The organism is Cellulomonas palmilytica (assembly GCF_021590045.1).
GTDB lineage: Bacteria > Actinomycetota > Actinomycetes > Actinomycetales > Cellulomonadaceae > Cellulomonas > Cellulomonas palmilytica.
Genome location: NZ_CP062221.1, coordinates 379,499 through 395,294, shown reverse-complemented (window position 1 = coordinate 395,294; position 15,796 = coordinate 379,499). Strand labels below are relative to the sequence as shown.

At 75.9% G+C, this 15,796-nt stretch carries 15 protein-coding genes; 7 read left to right on the top strand and 8 right to left on the bottom strand.

The features are described 5' to 3' along the window. Positions 1-2 precede the first annotated feature (2 nt). The 5 genes from F1D97_RS01970 to F1D97_RS01950 all read left to right on the top strand — a co-directional run bounded on the left by F1D97_RS01970 (position 3) and on the right by F1D97_RS01950 (position 4,451). Positions 3-1,199, top strand: coding sequence for a hypothetical protein (locus F1D97_RS01970; protein ID WP_236122065.1), 1,197 nt, complete (start codon positions 3-5; stop codon positions 1,197-1,199). Between the two features lie 237 nt (positions 1,200-1,436). After that, a complete protein-coding gene (locus F1D97_RS01965) occupies positions 1,437-2,006 on the top strand; it encodes a nucleoside/nucleotide kinase family protein (protein ID WP_236122064.1) in 570 nt (189 codons plus the stop codon). A gap of 61 nt (positions 2,007-2,067) precedes the next feature. After that, positions 2,068-2,400, top strand: a complete 333-nt coding sequence (locus F1D97_RS01960; RefSeq protein ID WP_236122063.1) for a YnfA family protein — start codon at positions 2,068-2,070, stop codon at positions 2,398-2,400. Between the two features lie 36 nt (positions 2,401-2,436). Next, complete coding sequence (locus F1D97_RS01955; RefSeq protein WP_236122062.1) at positions 2,437-3,120, top strand: MFS transporter; 684 nt, start codon at positions 2,437-2,439, stop codon at positions 3,118-3,120. A 140-nt stretch (positions 3,121-3,260) separates the two neighbouring features. After that, positions 3,261-4,451, top strand: a complete 1,191-nt coding sequence (locus F1D97_RS01950) for an APC family permease (protein WP_236123453.1) — start codon at positions 3,261-3,263, stop codon at positions 4,449-4,451. On the opposite strand, the gene F1D97_RS01945 is transcribed toward F1D97_RS01950, so the two are convergent. The 7 genes from F1D97_RS01945 to F1D97_RS01915 form a co-directional block, all read right to left on the bottom strand. Further along, positions 4,440-6,338, bottom strand: a complete 1,899-nt coding sequence (locus F1D97_RS01945; protein ID WP_236122061.1) for a heavy metal translocating P-type ATPase — start codon at positions 6,336-6,338, stop codon at positions 4,440-4,442. The two genes, F1D97_RS01950 and F1D97_RS01945, sit on opposite strands and share 12 nt — an antisense overlap. Before the next feature lie 86 nt (positions 6,339-6,424). Continuing rightward, positions 6,425-8,131 carry an FAD-dependent oxidoreductase gene (locus F1D97_RS01940; RefSeq protein WP_236122060.1) on the bottom strand — a complete coding sequence of 569 codons (1,707 nt, stop codon included), beginning with the start codon at positions 8,129-8,131 and terminating at the stop codon, positions 6,425-6,427. A 48-nt stretch (positions 8,132-8,179) separates the two neighbouring features. Beyond that, the gene (locus F1D97_RS01935) at positions 8,180-8,575 is read right to left on the bottom strand and encodes a DUF1905 domain-containing protein (protein ID WP_317618926.1); all 396 of its coding nucleotides are present in this window, start codon (positions 8,573-8,575) and stop codon (positions 8,180-8,182) included. 50 nt (positions 8,576-8,625) lie between these two features. After that, positions 8,626-9,918, bottom strand: a complete 1,293-nt coding sequence (locus F1D97_RS01930; protein WP_236122059.1) for a flavin-dependent oxidoreductase — start codon at positions 9,916-9,918, stop codon at positions 8,626-8,628. An 8-nt stretch (positions 9,919-9,926) separates the two neighbouring features. Then, entirely contained in the window at positions 9,927-10,391 is a 465-nt protein-coding gene (locus tag F1D97_RS01925; RefSeq protein ID WP_236122058.1) for a DUF3237 domain-containing protein, read from the bottom strand. Positions 10,392-10,488: 97 nt separating this feature from the next. Then, positions 10,489-11,907: an ATP-binding protein gene (locus tag F1D97_RS01920; RefSeq protein WP_236122057.1), complete on the bottom strand. Its 1,419-nt coding sequence runs from the start codon at positions 11,905-11,907 to the stop codon at positions 10,489-10,491. Between the two features lie 94 nt (positions 11,908-12,001). Then, positions 12,002-12,844, bottom strand: coding sequence for a tetratricopeptide repeat protein (locus F1D97_RS01915; protein ID WP_236122056.1), 843 nt, complete (start codon positions 12,842-12,844; stop codon positions 12,002-12,004). 87 nt (positions 12,845-12,931) lie between these two features. On the opposite strand from F1D97_RS01915, the gene F1D97_RS01910 reads away from it, so the two are divergent. Continuing rightward, on the top strand, positions 12,932-13,954 hold the full coding sequence (locus F1D97_RS01910; RefSeq protein WP_236122055.1) for a serine/threonine protein phosphatase: 1,023 nt from the start codon (positions 12,932-12,934) through the stop codon (positions 13,952-13,954). On the opposite strand, the gene F1D97_RS01905 is transcribed toward F1D97_RS01910, so the two are convergent. Next, complete coding sequence (locus tag F1D97_RS01905) at positions 13,944-14,744, bottom strand: Nif3-like dinuclear metal center hexameric protein (protein WP_236122054.1); 801 nt, start codon at positions 14,742-14,744, stop codon at positions 13,944-13,946. The genes F1D97_RS01910 and F1D97_RS01905 overlap by 11 nt on opposite strands. Positions 14,745-14,856: 112 nt before the next feature. Here F1D97_RS01905 and F1D97_RS17440 point away from each other — a divergent pair, with 112 nt between their 5' ends. After that, the gene (locus tag F1D97_RS17440) at positions 14,857-15,783 is read left to right on the top strand and encodes a cold-shock protein (protein ID WP_396022550.1); all 927 of its coding nucleotides are present in this window, start codon (positions 14,857-14,859) and stop codon (positions 15,781-15,783) included. The last annotated feature ends 13 nt before the right edge of the window (positions 15,784-15,796 follow it).

Below are 15,796 nucleotides of genomic sequence, written 5' to 3'. Positions count from 1 at the left end.
ACATGACCGCTCGACTTCGCCCTGCCTTCGGGGCGGGACTGCTCGCCGTCGCCCTCGCGGTGACCCCCACGCCCGCGTCAGCGCTCCCGGACCGTCCGGGCCCCGCCCGACCGGCGCCGGAACGCCCGGCTCCGCCGCGACCCGCGCCGCAGGCGTGGACGCCCGTCGAGCTCGGCACGCTCGGGGGCGAGAGCACCGTGCCGACCGCGGTCAGCGACCGCGGGCAGGTCGTCGGACGCTCGCAGGTCGCGGACGGGCGGTGGCACGCGTTCCTGTGGGACGACGGCGTCATGACGGACCTGACGCCGGACGCGCAGCAGGGCTCCGCGACGGACGTCTCGAACGGGGCCGCGGTCAGCGGGTGGGTGCAACCCGCGCCGGGCGAGTCGAGCGACGGCTTCGTGTGGTCCCGCGGGCGGACGGCGGTCGTCGTCGACGGGGGGTCGGCGCTCGCGGTGAACGCGCGCGGGCAGGTCGGCGGCGTGGTCGACGAGACGGCGACGACGCGCGAGAACCCGTTCGTGTGGACCGCGGGCACGCGCGTGGACCTGCCGCCGCCGCCGTTCCCGGGCGCGTTCGGGGTGTCGAGCCTGGTCGACCTCAACGACAAGGGAGTGGTGCTCGGGCGCGGCGAGTTCGACGACGACACCGACCTGGTCTACCTGTGGTCGCGCGGCCGGTTCACCGAGCTGCGGGACGCCCGGGGGGACGTGCTGCGGGGGGTGGACCTCAACGACCGCGGCCACGTCGCCGGCGTCGTCTGGAACGAGGCCCGGGCCCGTGAGGCGGCGTTGTGGCGGCGCGGTCAGATCGTGCGGATCGGGGCGCTGCCGGGGGCGACGTGGACCGAGGCGGCGGCGCTGAACGAGTCCGACGTGGTCGTCGGGACGAGCGCGGCCGAGCGCGGCCGGCCCGGCACGGGCTTCGTGTGGCGCTCCGGTGTGCTCACCGCGATCGACGACGGCGACGGGTGGAGCACCGCGACCGCCGTCAACGACCGGGGGCAGGTCGCGGGCGTGATCGGCGACGACGAGGTGGCGCAGCCGTTCGTCTGGAAGCACGGCCGCCTCGTCAGGCTCGGCACGCCGACCGCCGAGGACGTCGCGGTCGTCGACCTCAGCGAGACGGGCCACGTCCTGACGACGACGGGCGACTTCCGCGCCCAGACGGCCACCCTCTGGCTCCCGAAGCCCCGCTGACCCGGACACCCTCCTCCCCGACCGCGCACGTTCCACGCCGAGTGCGCACGCTCGACGTGCGCACCGGCGCACGAACGTGCGCACTCGGCGGGAGGGGTGGTACGGGTGGGGGCGTGGCGACGGACGACGGTGGGACGACGAATGCCGTGCTCGGCTCGGTGCTCGGCTCGGTGCTCGATCTCGTGCTCGACACCGCGCAGGCCGCTGCGGCGGGGGGGCGGGCGGACGTTGATCGCGGTGGACGGGCGGGGGGCGAGCGGGAAGAGCACGTTCGCCGACGCGCTCGCCGCGCGGGCCCACCCGCGGCCCGTCGTCGTGCTGCACGTCGACGACTTCTTCCACCCGCCGCACGTGCGCCACGCGCGCGGGCGGCTGTCCCCCGAGGGCTTCTGGCTCGACACGTACGACTACGACACCCTCGTCTCGGGAGCGCTCGAGCCCCTGTCCCGCGGCGGCGCGGGCGCGTTCCGTCGCACCGGCGACAGCGCGCAGGTCGAGCAGGCGCCCGACGACGCGCTCGTCGTCGTCGAGGGGACGTTCCTGCTGCGCGACGAGCTCGCCCGGTTCTGGGACGTCTCCGTGTTCCTCGACGTGCGGCGCGACGAGGCGGACCGACGGATGCGTGCGCGGGGCCGGCTCGACGAGGCGCTCGCGGACCAGCTGCTCGCGCGGTACGACGGCGCGCAGCGGCTCTACTTCGCGCACGCCAGCCCGTGGGAGCGCGCCACGCTCGTCGTCGACACCACCGACCCGACCGCCCCGGTCGTCGTCGAGGCGTCCACGGCCCACGCCGCGCGGACCCGGTAGCCGCGACGAGATCGGGCCGTCCATGCGCCTGGGGCGCGCGACGGCCTGCACACTGGCGCGCATGACCGTGCTGCGTTCCCTGCTGCTGTTCGCCGTCGCCGCGCTCGCCGAGATCGGCGGTGCGTGGCTGGTCTGGCAGGGCGTGCGCGAGCACCGCGGGGTCATGTGGGTCGGGGCGGGCGTGGTCGCGCTGGGGCTGTACGGGTTCGTCGCGACGCTGCAGCCGGACGCGCACTTCGGGCGGATCCTCGCGGCGTACGGCGGGATCTTCGTCGCCGGGTCGCTCGCGTGGGGCGTCCTCGTCGACAAGTTCCAGCCGGACCGCTGGGACGTGGTCGGTGCGGCGATCTGCCTGCTCGGCGTCGCGGTGATCATGTACGGCCCGCGGGGGTAGCCGACCGCTCGGGGTGCCGCGGTCTACGGTCCTGGTGTGTCGACCGATGCGGCAGGGGCCCGGCGCTCCGCGGCCTGGCGCGTGGTGCTGGGTCTCGGCGTCGTCTCGCTGGCCGCGGACATGGTCTACGAGGGTGCGCGGTCCGTGACCGGGCCGCTGCTCGCGTCGCTGGGCGTGCCGATGGTCGTCGCGGGCCTGGTCACGGGGCTCGGTGAGGCGGTCGCGCTCGTGCTGCGGCTGCCGTTCGGTGCGCGCGCGGACCGGTCGGGCCGGTACTGGCCGACGACGATCGCCGGGTACGGGCTCACCGCGGTGGGCGTCCCGCTGCTCGCGCTCACGCCGCTGCTCGCGACGGGCGGGGCGGTGCTGGCGAGCGTGCTCCTGCTGCTCGAGCGGTTCGGGAAAGCGGTGCGCAGCCCGTCGAAGTCGGTGCTGCTCGCGCGCGCGGCGCAGGACGTCGGGCTGGGACGCGGGCTGGCCGACCCGTCGGGCGACATCGGCCTCGCGTGGAACTTCCTGGACGCGCCCTCGCGTGCCGCGTTCCGCGCCGCGCTCGGCGACGACGATGCGACGTGGCTGCGCGGCCGCGGCTGGGCGTTGCGGCAGGCGCTGCTCCAGCTGCCGTACTACCGCACGCGGTACGTGCCGCTCGCGGACCACGCGCGCGCGACGATCCGCGCGGTCCTGGAGGACGCGGGCCTCGTCGGGCAGCCGGGATAGGGCGTCCGCCCCGCGGCGCGTCGGCATGATGGGCGCATGGACCCGGTCGCGCGCGTGAGGTGGGCGACGTGAGCGGCGAGCAGCCCGCGCTCGCCCGACGGCTGGGCACCGGTGACGCGGTGGTCGTCGGGCTCGGGTCGATGATCGGGGCGGGCGTGTTCGCGGCGTTCGCACCGGCGGCGCGGGCCGCGGGCTCGGCGCTCCTCGTCGGGCTCGTCGTCGCGGCCGTGGTGGCGTACGCCAACGCGACCGCGTCCGCGCAGCTCGCGGCGCAGTACCCGACGTCCGGCGGGACGTACGTCTACGGGCGCGAGCGCCTCGGCCCGTGGTGGGGGTTCCTCGCCGGGTGGGGGTTCGTCGTCGGGAAGACCGCGTCGTGCGCGGCGATGGCGCTGACGTTCGCCGCGTACGTCGCGCCCGGGGCGCAGCGGCCCGTCGCCGCGGCGGCGGTGCTGGCGCTCGCGGCCGTGAGCTACCGCGGGGTCACGCGCACCGCACGGCTCGCGCGCGTGATCGTCGCCGTCGTGCTCGTCGCACTCGGCGCGGTGGTGGTCGCGACGCTCGTCGGCGGCGACGCGCAGTGGTCCCGCGTGGACCCGTGGGACGGAGCGACGGGCGGCTGGTACGGGACCGTGCAGTCGGCCGGGCTGCTGTTCTTCGCGTTCGCGGGCTACGCGCGCGTCGCGACGCTCGGCGAGGAGGTGCGCGACCCTGCCCGCACGATCCCGCGCGCCATCCAGCTCGCGCTCGCGGTCACGCTCGTCGTGTACATGGCCGTCGCGGTGACGCTGCTGGCGACGCTCGGGGCCGAGGGGACCGCGGCCTCGTCGGCGCCGCTGGCCGACGCCGCCCGGTCGAGCGGGTGGGCGTGGACGACGCCGGTCGTGCGCGTCGCCGGCGCCGCCGCGTCGCTCGGGGCGCTGCTCGCGCTGCTCGCGGGCGTGGGCCGCACGAGCCTCGCGATGGCGCGCGAGGGCGACCTGCCGCGCTGGCTCGCCGCCGTGCACCCGCGGTACCGGGTGCCGCACCACGCGGAGGTCGCGCTCGCGGTCGTCGTGTGCGCTCTCGTGCTCGGCGTGGACCTGCGCGGTGCGATCGGGTTCTCGTCGTTCGGCGTGCTGCTGTACTACCTCGTCGCGAACCTGGCCGCGTGGACGCAGCCGCGCGAGCACCGGCGCTTCCCGCGCGCGCTGCAGGTGGTGGGTGCGGTCGGGTGCGCCGTGCTCGTCGTGACGCTGCCGCCGGCGGCCGTGGTGACGGGCGTGGTCGTCCTGCTGGTGGGCGTCGCGGGACGGACGTGGCGACGACGAGCGGGCGCGTCACACCCCTGAGCGAACGCGCACGTCCTCGCGCGGCGGCACGGGCGGCGTCCCCGCACCCATGACGGCGGTCCGCTCCGCCCGGCTCGGCCGGACCGCGAGCAGCGCCCACAGGATCGTCGCGAGGTCCACGAGCTCCTGCAGCCACGCCCCCGCCAGTGCGGGCAGACCGCCGGCCGCCGCCACGAGCATGAGAGCGACCGACATCACCAGGCCGATCCCGATCGACTGCCACGCGACCCGCAGCGTGCGCTGACCCACCAGCACCGCGCGCGCGACGCGGGACAGGTCGTCGACCATCACGACGACGTCCGCGGACTCCGACGCGGCGCTCGAGCCGCGCGCACCCATCGCGATGCCGACGTCCGCGGCGGCGAGCACCGGGGCGTCGTTCACGCCGTCGCCGACCATGAGCACGGGCCGCCGCGGGGCCGTGCGGATCGCCTCGACCTTGTCCTGGGGGAGCAGCGCGGCCCGCACGTCGTCGACGCCCGCCTCGGCGGCGATCCGGCGCGCGACCGGCTCGCTGTCACCGGTCAGCACCATCGTGGTCCGCACGCCCGCGCGATGCAGCACGGCGAGCGTGCGCGCCGCCTCGGGCCGCAGCTCGTCGGCCAGGGTCAGATGACCGGCCGGGCGGCCGTCCACGGCCACGTGCACGCCCGTCCCCGTGCCCGGCTCGCGCGGCGTGGTCCCCGTCTCCCGCGCGACGAACCGCGCGCTCCCGACGACGACCACGCGCCCCTCGACCGTCCCCTGCACGCCGTGCGCGGGCACCTCCGCGACGTCGTCCGCGGCCGGGACCGGCCGTCCCGTGGCCCGGGCACGGGCGACCACGGCCTGCGCGAGCGGGTGGCTCGAGTACTGCTCGACCGCCGCGGCGAGCAGCAGCAGGTCGTCGGGCGCGACCCCGTCCGCGTGCACGTCGGTCACGCGCGGCTGCCCGAACGTGAGCGTCCCGGTCTTGTCGAACGCCGCCGTGCGGGCGCGTGCGAGCTGCTCGAGCGTCCCGCTGGACTTCACGATCACGCCCGCGCGCGCCGCGCGCGACATGCCGCCCAGGAACGCGACGGGTGCCGCGATGATCAGCGGGCACGGCGTCGCGACGACGAGCACCTCGGCGATGCGCGCCGGGTCGCCGGACACCAGCCACGCCGCGACCGCGAGCCCCAGCGCGCCGAGCGTGAACGGCACCGCCACGCGGTCCGCGAGCCGGACGAACGGCGCCTTGGAGTCCTGCGCCTCGCGCACGAGCGCGACGATGCGCTGGTACTGCGAGTCCGCCGCCAGCGCGGCGGCGCGCAGGTCGAGCGCCTCGGCGCCGTTGACCGCACCCGAGAGCAGCACGTCACCGCGCACGTGGTCGACCGGCAGGGACTCGCCGGTGAGCGACGACTCGTCGAGCGTCGCGCGGTCGGACTCCAGCACGCCGTCCACGGGGACGACCTCGAACGGCCGCACGACGAGCAGGTCGCCGACGTGGACGTCGTCGACGTCCACCTGCGTGACCGTGCCGTCAGCGTCCTTGCGGTGCGCCGTGCGGGGCGCGTTCTGCAGCAGCCCCGTGAGCTCTCGCCGCGCGCGGCCCGCGGCGTACTCCTCGAGCGCCTCGCCTCCGCTGAGCATGAGACAGACGACGAGCGCGGCCCAGTACTCGCCGACCGCCACCGTCGAGACGATCGCGGTGACGGCGAGCAGGTCCACGCCGTACCGGCCCGCGCGCAGGTCCGCGACCATCTCCCGCGCCTGCAGCCCTGCGACGACGAGCGCGAACGCGGACACCACGAGCCGCGCGGCACCGCTCAGCCCGGCGACCTCGAGCACGCCACCGACGAGCCCGACAACGAGCGTGGCGAGGACGACGGGATGGGCGGCCAGGCGCCCGAGCACGGTGCGCATGCTCCAGGTGTACGCCCGCGGCGCGGGGGCCTGCCACGTTGGACAGGCACACCTGACCTGCACCGCTCCGCGCCCCGGGACGCGGGTCAGGACGCGGTTCGCTCGCGGGTGAGGTCCGGGCGGGCGCTCGTCAGGCTGAGCCAGCCGCCGGAGAGGTTGCGGGCGTCGAAGCCGGACTGCAGCAGGACGCGCGTCGCGATGTTCGAGCGGACGCCGCTCTGGCAGTGCACCGCGACGGGACGGCCCGCGGCGGCGTCGCGCACCTCGTCGAGACGGCCGCGCAGCTCGGTGTGCGGGACGTGGAGCGCGTCGGGGAGGTGGCCGCGCGCGAACTCGGCGCGCGATCGCACGTCGAGCACCAGGCTGGTGGCGCGGACCTCGTCGAGCTCGGCGGGGTGCCACTGCGGCACGGTGCCGTCGAGGACGTTCTGCGCGACGAAGCCGAGCATGTTCACCGGGTCCTTCGCGGCGCCGTACGGCGGGGCGTACGCGAGCTCGAGCTCGGCCAGGTCGTCGGCGGTCATGCCCGCGCGCAGCGCGGTGGCCAGGACGTCGATGCGCTTGTCGACGCCCGCGCGCCCGACGGCCTGCGCACCGAGCAGCCGCCCGTCGGGCGCGAAGCTCGCGACCAGGTGGACCTGCTCGGCGCCCGGGAAGTAGCCGGCGTGGTGGCCCGGGTGGATGCGGACCACCTCGTGCGCGATCCCGGCCCTCTGCAGCGTCGCCTGGCTCGCGCCCGTCACGGCGGCCGTGAGGCCGAACACGCGCACGATCGCGGTGCCCAGCACGGCGGCCTGCGGCGTGGTGCGGTGGCCGCACATCGAGTCGGCCGCGCGGCGGCCCTGGCGGTTCGCGGGGCCGGCCAGCGGCACGGGGCCGGTGTCGCCGGTGACCGCGTGGACCACCTCGACCGCGTCGCCCACCGCCCAGACGTGCGGGTCGGACGTGCGCTGGTCGGCGTCGACGCGGATCGCCCCGCGCGCACCCAGCTCCAGCCCGGCGTCACGCGCCAGGTCGCTCGCGGGGCGGACTCCGACGTTGACGACGACGACGTCCGCGGGCAGGCGCGTGCCGTCGGAGAGCGTGACGAGCGCGGCGCCGTCGTCGTCCGCCGTCACGGCGCGAGCGGACACGCCCAGGTGCAGCGCGACGCCGTGCGCGGCGAGCTCGTCCGCCAGGAGGGGTGCGAGCTCGGCGTCCAGCGGGGGCAGCACGTGGTCCGCGAGCTCGACGAGCGCGACGTCCAGGCCGCGCGCGACGAGCGCCTCGACGGCCTCGAGCCCGATGAACCCCGCCCCGACGACGACCGCGCGGCGCGGCCCGTCGGCGGGCAGTGCGGCGACGCGTGCGGTGAGCGCGTCGAGGTCCGGGACGGTGCGCAGCTGGTGCACAGCGGGGTGGTCGAGGCCCTCGACGGGCGGGCGGACCGCTACTGCGCCCGGGGCGAGCAGGAGGGCGTCGTAGGGCAGGTCGTACGTGCCGTCGGCGGTCTCGACCGTCACGGTGCGCGCGGCGCGGTCGATCGCGGTCACGCGGCTGCCCGTGCGGACGTCGAGCGCGAGAGCGGCCCGCAGCGACTCGGGGGTGTGCAGCAGCAGGGCGTCGCGGCTGACGATCTCGCCGGACAGGTGGTACGGCAGGCCGCAGTTGGCGAACGACACGTAGTCGGACTGCTCGAGCACGACGATCGAGGCGGACTCGTCGAGGCGGCGCGCGCGGGCCGCCGCGCTCATGCCGCCGGCGACCCCGCCGACGACGACGATGCGCCGGGGCGCGGTGAGGGTGGGGGACATGACCCCATCATACCCCGGGGGGTATAGGTCCTTGGTCGCAGGGCGGCGTCACCCGGCCGCGGGGTCGAAGTAGTCGTCGTCGTCCGCCGGGTCGTGCACCGGGCGTCGTCGGGCGGCCGCCGGGGCCTCTTCGACGGGCGCCGGCGGCGGCGCGTCCGGGTCCTCCACCACGACGACGAGCGACACGTCGTCACCCAGCTCGACCCCCTCGGCCCGCCGCGCGGCGGTCTTCACCGGCACCAGGAAGCCGCCGTCCTTCGGGAAGATCGACGTCGTGAACGTCGTCCCCCCGAGCGTCACCGTCGCCGGGATGCAGCCCCATCCGTAGGTCACGCGCGACGCGACCTCCCGCAGCCGCGCGGCCGGCTCGTCGGGCAGCGCGACGAAGTGGAACGGCGCCGGCCCGCGCCACCAGATCACCTCGCCGTCGAACCGCAGCTCCATCGCTCGAGCATGGCAGCGACCACCGACGACGTCGCCCTCACGGTGCCGCGTCAGGCCGTGACCGCCGCGCGGGATCCCGGGGCGATCGTCGGCGGGGCCGTGTTGAGCTGGTCGATCGCGAAGCCCGCGGCGGCCTTGTAGCCGGCCATGAACGCGGTGCGCTCCGCCTCCGGGACCACGTCGTCGATGTCGTCGAACTGCCCGCCGCACCGCTGGTCGACGAGGTCGAGGAGCCCGAACGGGCCGTCGCCGCGGTTGCGCAGCACGAGCTCGGAGACGGGCCCGCACAGCTGGGCGTCGAACGCGGCGAGCGCCTCGACGCCGACGCCGTGGCGCAGCATCGCGGCGCCGAGCAGGCGGGCGTCCATGATCGCCTGGCTCGCCCCGTTGGACCCCGTCGGGTACATCGCGTGCGCGGCGTCGCCGACGAGCAGCACGGGCCCGTCCTGCCACGTGGGGACCGGGTCGCGGTCGATCATCGGGTTCTCGTACGCGACCTCGGCGCGGCGCAGCAGGTCCGGCACGTCGAGCCAGTCGTAGCGCCAGTCGTCGAAGTGGTGCGCGAACTCCGCGACGTCCACGGCCCGGAACCAGCCGGTGGACTGCCAGTCGTGCGACGCGTCGACCCGCAGCTCGGCGATCCAGTTGACGGTCGCCAGCCCCGTCGCGGGGTCCGCGGGGGAGATCGGGTAGAGCACCACGCGATGCTGGGCGGAACCCAGCCCGACGAACGACGAGCCCGTGCGGATCGGCGGCGCCTGGGACGTGCCCCGCCACATGATCGTGCCGCCCCAGTGGATCGGCGGCTGGTCGGGGTGCATCTGCGCGCGCACGGCCGAGTGGATGCCGTCGGCGCCGACGAGCAGCGTCCCGTCCTCCCGGAACGGTGCCCCGTCCGCGCGCCGCCCGACCGCGGCGACCGTCCCGTCCGCGTTCTTCTCGTAGCCCGTGACGCGGTGCCCGAGCCGGATCGCGTCGTCGCCCGCCCGCTCGCGCAGCGTGTCGGCCAGCAGGAGCTGCAGCCGGCCGCGGTGCACCGCGTACTGCGGCCACCGGTAGCCGGCGAGCAGACCGCGCGGCTCGCTGTAGATGTCATGGCCGTTGCGCCCGACGAGCGCCCACTCGCGCACGCCCACGCCGATCGCGTCGAGCATGCCCGTGCCGATGCCCAGGTCGCCGAGCTCACGCACCGCGTTGGGCTGCAGGTTGATCCCGACACCCAGCGGTGCGAGCTCGCGCGCGCCCTCGAGCACCGTGAACGGCACGCCCAGCTGGTGCAGCGTCAGCCCCACGGCGAGCCCGCCGATGCCGCCGCCGCAGATCAGTACCCGCGGTCCCGTCACTGCCGTCCTCACTCCACGCTGTACAGGTCGACCTGCACGGTGCTGCCGTGGCGCGCACCCGTGCCGACGAACACCATCCGGTTCAGCCACCGGTAGTCCGGGTGGCCGCTCTCGAGCCGCGCGACCGAGCGCATCGAGTACTGCTCGGGCGGTGTCGGCTCGCCCGCCGCGAGGCGCGCCATGACGTCCGGCGGGCCGTGCCGCGTGCCGGTGTTGACGATCTCGACGAGCGCGCCGTCGTCGGTGCGGAACGCGTACCGCGCGTCCAGCTCCGCGACGCCGTCGGGGCCGATCGTCTGCCAGTCCGCTCCGACGTCGAGGATCGTCCCGCTGATCCGCCCGGTCACCCGGCCGCCGCGGATCGGCACGACGCGCCGCTGCCCCGTCCGGCCGCCGCCGAGGTCCAGGACCGGCGCGAGCTCGACCTCGAGCGTGCAGAACGGCCGCACGACCGGTGGCTGCAGCACCAGCACGTCTTCCTCCCGTCGTCGGGTGCCCGCACCCTACCGGCGCGGGTCCCGCCCCTGTGGCGGGGTTCACGACGAGGACTGTCCGGCCCGGTCCGACCGGTCACGGCCAGGCAGTCAGGAGGTCGTCGGCGTCCCAGACGGCGGCGAGGCCCAGGCCCGCCTCGGCGCCCGCCGGGCACACCGCGACGAGCGGGGTGGTGGCGTCGACGCCCGGGACCGCCAGCGCGCCGGCGGTGAGCGTGGCGACGTCGCCACGGTCGACGGGACGCGTCGTGCGCCACTTCACGGTCCCGACCAACGCGATCTCGTCGGCGGGGCGCCCGCGTGCACCGACGAGGTCGAGCTCGGGGCTGTTGGTGCGCGGCCACCAGGAGCCGACGTCGGTGACGTGCGCCCACTCGGTGTCCAGCAGCAGGCGGGACACGGCGTCGCGCACGAGCGGCTCGACGGCACGCCCCCGCCATGCCGAGTACGACCGCTCGACGCGCGCGACGGCCAGGTCGGGGCGGGCCCGGTCGACCTCGTGCAGCGCGGGCTCGACGAACGGGAGCCAGAACCGCAGCGCGGGGTCGGCGACGCGGTACCGGGTCTCGCGCGAGCGCGCGGTGGACAGGGGCGAGTCGACCGCGACGACCCGCTTGGCGAGCAGCGTCTTCAGGACGCGGTGGAGCGAGGTCGGTTGCAGGCCGGTCGCGTGCTGGATCTTGGTGAAGGTCCGCTCGCCGTCGCCGATGGTGGTGAGCACGCGTCGCGTGAGGTCGCCCTCGGGGAACTCGGAGTCGAGCACGCGGGTGCCGGAGGCGACGAGCGCGGACAACGACGTCCCGAAGGACCGCGCGAGGAACTGCGAGGGCGGTTCCTGCGGCTGCCACTCCTGGGCGATGAGCGGCTGTCCGCCGGTGATGAGGTGCGCGTCGAACGCGTCCACGCCGGTGAGCCCGGTCATCCGGGCGACGTCGCGGGGGGACAGGGCGTGCAGCACCATCTCGGTGGCGCGCCCGTGGAACGGCTGATCGGCCTGGGCGAGGTGCTCCATCATCGCGAGGTCGGACCCGAGCAGCAGGAGCAGCACGGGCTTGCGGGACAGCGCCTGGTCCCACGTGCGCTGCAGCTCGCCCGCACCTCCGGGGAAGGCCTCGAGCAGCCACGGGACCTCGTCGAGCACGACGACGGAACGTCGGTCGTCGGGGAGCGCGGCGGCGAGCAGGGTGAGAGCGGCGGTGAGCGTCGTCGGGCTGGTCTCGGCGGCGATCGCCGCGTCGGGGAGGTCGGAGGTCGCGATCGCACGCGCGAATGCGTCGAGCTCCTCCTGGACGGGTGCGTGCCGGGCGGCCTGGAACGTCACGTGAGGGACGCCCTCGCGCGCGACGAGCTCCTCCGCGAGCCGGCTCTTGCCGACCCGGCGCCGTCCGCGCAGGAGGATCGCGACGCCGCGCGCGTCGCGGGTGCCGGACTCGACCACCGTCAGCTGTGCGTGAAGGTCGGCCAGCTCCCGGCTGCGCCCGACGAACCCTGTCATCCCGGCTCCACTATCATCAAAGATATTAACAGCGACGATAGTAACACCGGTGGCAGTCCTGCCCGGCGGGCCCGTAGGCCGGTGTCGACAGGCGTCAGCCGGCGCGGCGGACGACCGAGAGCAGCGAGTCCGCCGCCGACGGGCGGCCCGCGGCCGCTGCGGCCGCCCGGACCTCCGCGTCCGTCAGGTCGTGCTCCCGGACCACCTGCATCGCCTCGTGCACGCCGTCCCCGTCGCCGTGGGCAAGGAGCGTCAGGTACCAGCGCACGGCGGCCGCCGGGTCGGGGCGCGTGCCGATCCCGTCGCGGCACCAGTCGGCGGCGGCGCGCATCGCGCCGGTGTGCCCGCGCTCGGCCGCCCACACGTACCAGCGCAGCGCGTCCTCATCGTCGTCCCGCTCGGCGAGCCGGTCGCCGAGCCGCGCGCCCGCGCGCTCGACGCCCATCGCGGCGGCGAGCGCGAGCAGCATGTCGCCGTCCCGCTCGGGCACGAAGGACACGAGGTTGAGCAGGGCGATCGCGTCGCCCTGGTCGGCGGCTCGTCGCGTCCACGCCGCGCCCGCCTCCTCGTCGTGCTCGACGCCGTGACCCTCCGACAGCAGGAAGCCCCAGATCCGCTGCCCGAGCGGGTCGCCGCCCTCCGCGGCGACGCGCGCGTAGTCCGCCGCGGCGGACAGGTCGCCGATGAACTCGGCGAGCATGAGCGCGAGCACCCCGGCCGCCGCGGCGTCCCCGGCCTCGGTGCGTCCGTCGAGGTGCACCGCGGCGTGCTCGAGCGCGGTGCTCACGTCGGCGCCGTGCCGGCTGCCGGCCTCGAGCCACGCGCGTGCGGCGGCGGTCCAGTCGCCCGCGCGCGCGGCGGCGTCGGCGCGGTGCAGGAGCTCGTCGAGCGTCGGCGGGTGCGGCGCGTGCTGCGGCGGCGTGAGGATGGGGTCCACCTGGCCGAGATTAGGGCAAATCGGACAGATGTCCACGAAGGCGCACGCGAACCACCTGGTCGGCCTACCCGGAGGCAGGATGGGTCGATGCTCCCCGACCGTCGCGCCCGCCACGAGACGGTCTCCGCGTGGCTCGACGCGCGGGACGACGACGAGCTGCTGGCGGTGCTCGACGCGGCGCCGGACGCGGTGAGCGTGGGCGGCGGCTCGTCGGTGCTGGACGTCGCGGGCGGGCGCGTGTTCGTCAAGCGCATCGCGATCACGGACCGTGAGCTCGCCCACCCGCGCAGCACCGCGAACCTGTTCGACGTGCCCCTGGCCTGCCAGTACGGCATGTACCCGCTGGCAGGGCCGGGCTTCAGCGCGTGGCGCGAGCTCGCGGCGAACGAGACGGTCACGCGGGCCGTGCTCGACGACCGCACCGAGGCGTTCGCGCTGCTGCACCACTGGCGGGTGCTGCCGGGCCGCCCGCCGGCCGCCGACGAGCACCGTGACGTCGAGGCGGTCGTCGCGCAGTTCGGCGGCGCGCCGGGGGTCCGGACGCGGTTCGAGGAGCTCGCGCGGGCGACGCGCAGCCTCGTGATGTTCACCGAGCACGTCCCGCACGCGCTGGCCGACCGGCTCGACGGACCCCTGGGCGAGCCGGCGACGCTCGAGCGGCACCTGTTCGGGATCGTCGACGCGCTGCGCGACCTCGACCTGCTGCACCTGGACGCGCACCTCGGCAACCTGCGCGCCGACGACGAGCGTGCGTACCTCGTCGACTTCGGCCTCGCCACGTCGTCGGCGTTCGAGCTGTCCGACGAGGAGCGCGCGTTCGTCGTCGCCAACCGCGACCACGACGCGGACTACGCCTCGATGCGCCTGGTGAACTGGCTGGTCACGACGGTGTGCGGCGTCCCGCTCCCGGACTCCGGCGGACCGGTGGAGCGCAACGCGTACGTGCGCCGCTGCGCGGACGGCGACATCCCCGCCGACGTGCCGCCCGAGGTGGCGGACATCCTTGCGCGGCACGCGCCGGCCGCGGCGCGCATGAACGACTTCTGCTGGCGCCTGGTCGACGGCGACCTGACCGCCCGGTACGGACCGGCCGACGGTCCTACGCGCTGACGGTCCGGAACGGGTCCTCGGTGGCGACGAGCTCGACGGGCAGCTCGGGCAGCAGGTCGGTCAGCCAGCGCGCGGCCTCGGCCATGCCCTCCTGCTCGGACGGCACGTGCCCGACGACGACCACGCCCGCGCACACCCCGGCGGTCACCGCGTCCGCGGCGTACTCGCCGGTCTCCCACTCGTGCCCCTCGCCGATGACGAGCGCGTCCACGTCCGGCCGCGCGAGCAGGTGCCGGTTGCGCGTGAACCCGACGAACCCGGGCTGCAGCCCGACGACCGACACGCGCGTCCCGGGGTCGCCGACGTACCGCAGGGCCCGGGCACCCAGCGACCGCGCGACGTGCGCGGCGAGGTCCCCGAGCGTCGTCGTCGGCAGGTCGAACACCGCCGGGTCGTCCGGTCGGGCCGCGTCGAGCCAGCCCAGCGCGCGGGCCGTGCCGGTGAGGATCCCGTCCGGGCGGCGGTCGTGCCACGCGTCGTGCGCGCGCAGCACACGCAGGCCGTGCTCGGCGACGAACGCGGCCTTCGCGGCGTGCACCGGATCGCGCTCGGCGGCGAGCTCGTCGTCGGACGCGCCCTGGTGGTCGAAGTACAGCGGCTCGTGCGACACGACGAGGTCGAGGCTGCGGGCGGCAGCGCGCTGCAGCACGTCGAACGTCGCCATCATCGTCACCGCGACACCGCGCACCGGCGCGTCCGGGTCTCCCGCGAGGAACCCGTCGACCGTGCTCGGCCGGGGCTGCGCCCCCACGGCCGCACCCATCCGCTCCGCCACCTGCCGTGCCGTCATCGCCACGACCGCCACCCTAGCCAGGCCACCGGCGTGCACCCCGTGGCTCGCGCGCTGCTCGCCGCGGGGGACACTGGAGGCAGCAACCCCACCTTCCGACGAGGAGAACGCCGTGCCCCAGGGAACCGTCCGATGGTTCGACACCGAGCGAGGCTTCGGCTTCCTGGCCCTCGGGGACGACGAGCCGGACCTGTTCGTCCACGCCTCGGAGGTCCTTGGCGACGAGCGCGCGCTCCGCGAGGGGCAGGAGGTCGAGTTCGAGGTCGGCGAGGGTGACCGCGGTCCGCAGGCGCGGCGCGTGCGCGTCACGGGCGACGTCGCCTCGGACGCCGCGCTCGGGCGGCTCGGCACGGTGTCCTGGTACGAGCCCGCGAAGGGCTACGGCTTCCTGACGCCCGACGACGGCGGCGCGGAGATCTTCGTGCACTCCTCGGCGATCGTCGGCGGCGGCGTGATCCACGAGGGGCAGCGCGTCGCGTTCCTCGTCGTGCCCGGCGAGCGCGGCCCGCAGGCGGACCACCTGCTGCCGCTCGGCTCGTCGTCGACCGGCGGGGAGGACGACGGCGCGAACGGCACCGTGAGCTGGTACGACGCGGACAAGGGCTTCGGCTTCGCGACGGCCGACTCGGGCGGCGACGTGTTCGTCCACGCCAGCTCCCTGCTCGGCGGCGTGCGCGAGCTCGCCGAGGGCGACCGGATCGCGTTCGACGTCGTCGAGGGCGACCGCGGGCTGCAGGCGCGCGACGTCGAGCTCGTCGGCGGCCGCCCCCGCCGCCCCGCGCCGCGTGCTGGCGGCCGCGGCCGGTCCGACGCGCACCGCGGCTCGGGAGCGCCCGCGCGCGGCGGCCAGGGCGTCGTCGCCCGCTACGACGCCGACCGTGGCTTCGGGTTCATCCGGCCGGACGCGGGCGGCGACGACCTGTTCGTGCACGTGTCCGTGGTCCGCGGCGACGACGTGCTGCAGGAGGGCGACCGCGTGCGCTACCAGGTGCGCCAGAGCGACCGCGGCCCCCAGGCGGACCGCGTCGAGCTGATCTGACCCCCGGGCACGC

Coding starts and splice junctions, on each gene's coding strand:
- F1D97_RS01970 (WP_236122065.1), top strand. CDS start 3: ATGACCGCTCGACTTCGCCCTGCCTTCGGGGCGGGACTGCTCGCCGTC.
- F1D97_RS01960 (WP_236122063.1), top strand. CDS start 2,068: ATGACCGTGCTGCGTTCCCTGCTGCTGTTCGCCGTCGCCGCGCTCGCC.
- F1D97_RS01950 (WP_236123453.1), top strand. CDS start 3,261: ATGATCGGGGCGGGCGTGTTCGCGGCGTTCGCACCGGCGGCGCGGGCC.
- F1D97_RS01945 (WP_236122061.1), bottom strand. CDS start 6,338: ATGCGCACCGTGCTCGGGCGCCTGGCCGCCCATCCCGTCGTCCTCGCC.
- F1D97_RS01940 (WP_236122060.1), bottom strand. CDS start 8,131: ATGTCCCCCACCCTCACCGCGCCCCGGCGCATCGTCGTCGTCGGCGGG.
- F1D97_RS01935 (WP_317618926.1), bottom strand. CDS start 8,575: ATGGAGCTGCGGTTCGACGGCGAGGTGATCTGGTGGCGCGGGCCGGCG.
- F1D97_RS01920 (WP_236122057.1), bottom strand. CDS start 11,907: ATGACAGGGTTCGTCGGGCGCAGCCGGGAGCTGGCCGACCTTCACGCA.
- F1D97_RS01910 (WP_236122055.1), top strand. CDS start 12,932: ATGCTCCCCGACCGTCGCGCCCGCCACGAGACGGTCTCCGCGTGGCTC.
- F1D97_RS01905 (WP_236122054.1), bottom strand. CDS start 14,744: ATGACGGCACGGCAGGTGGCGGAGCGGATGGGTGCGGCCGTGGGGGCG.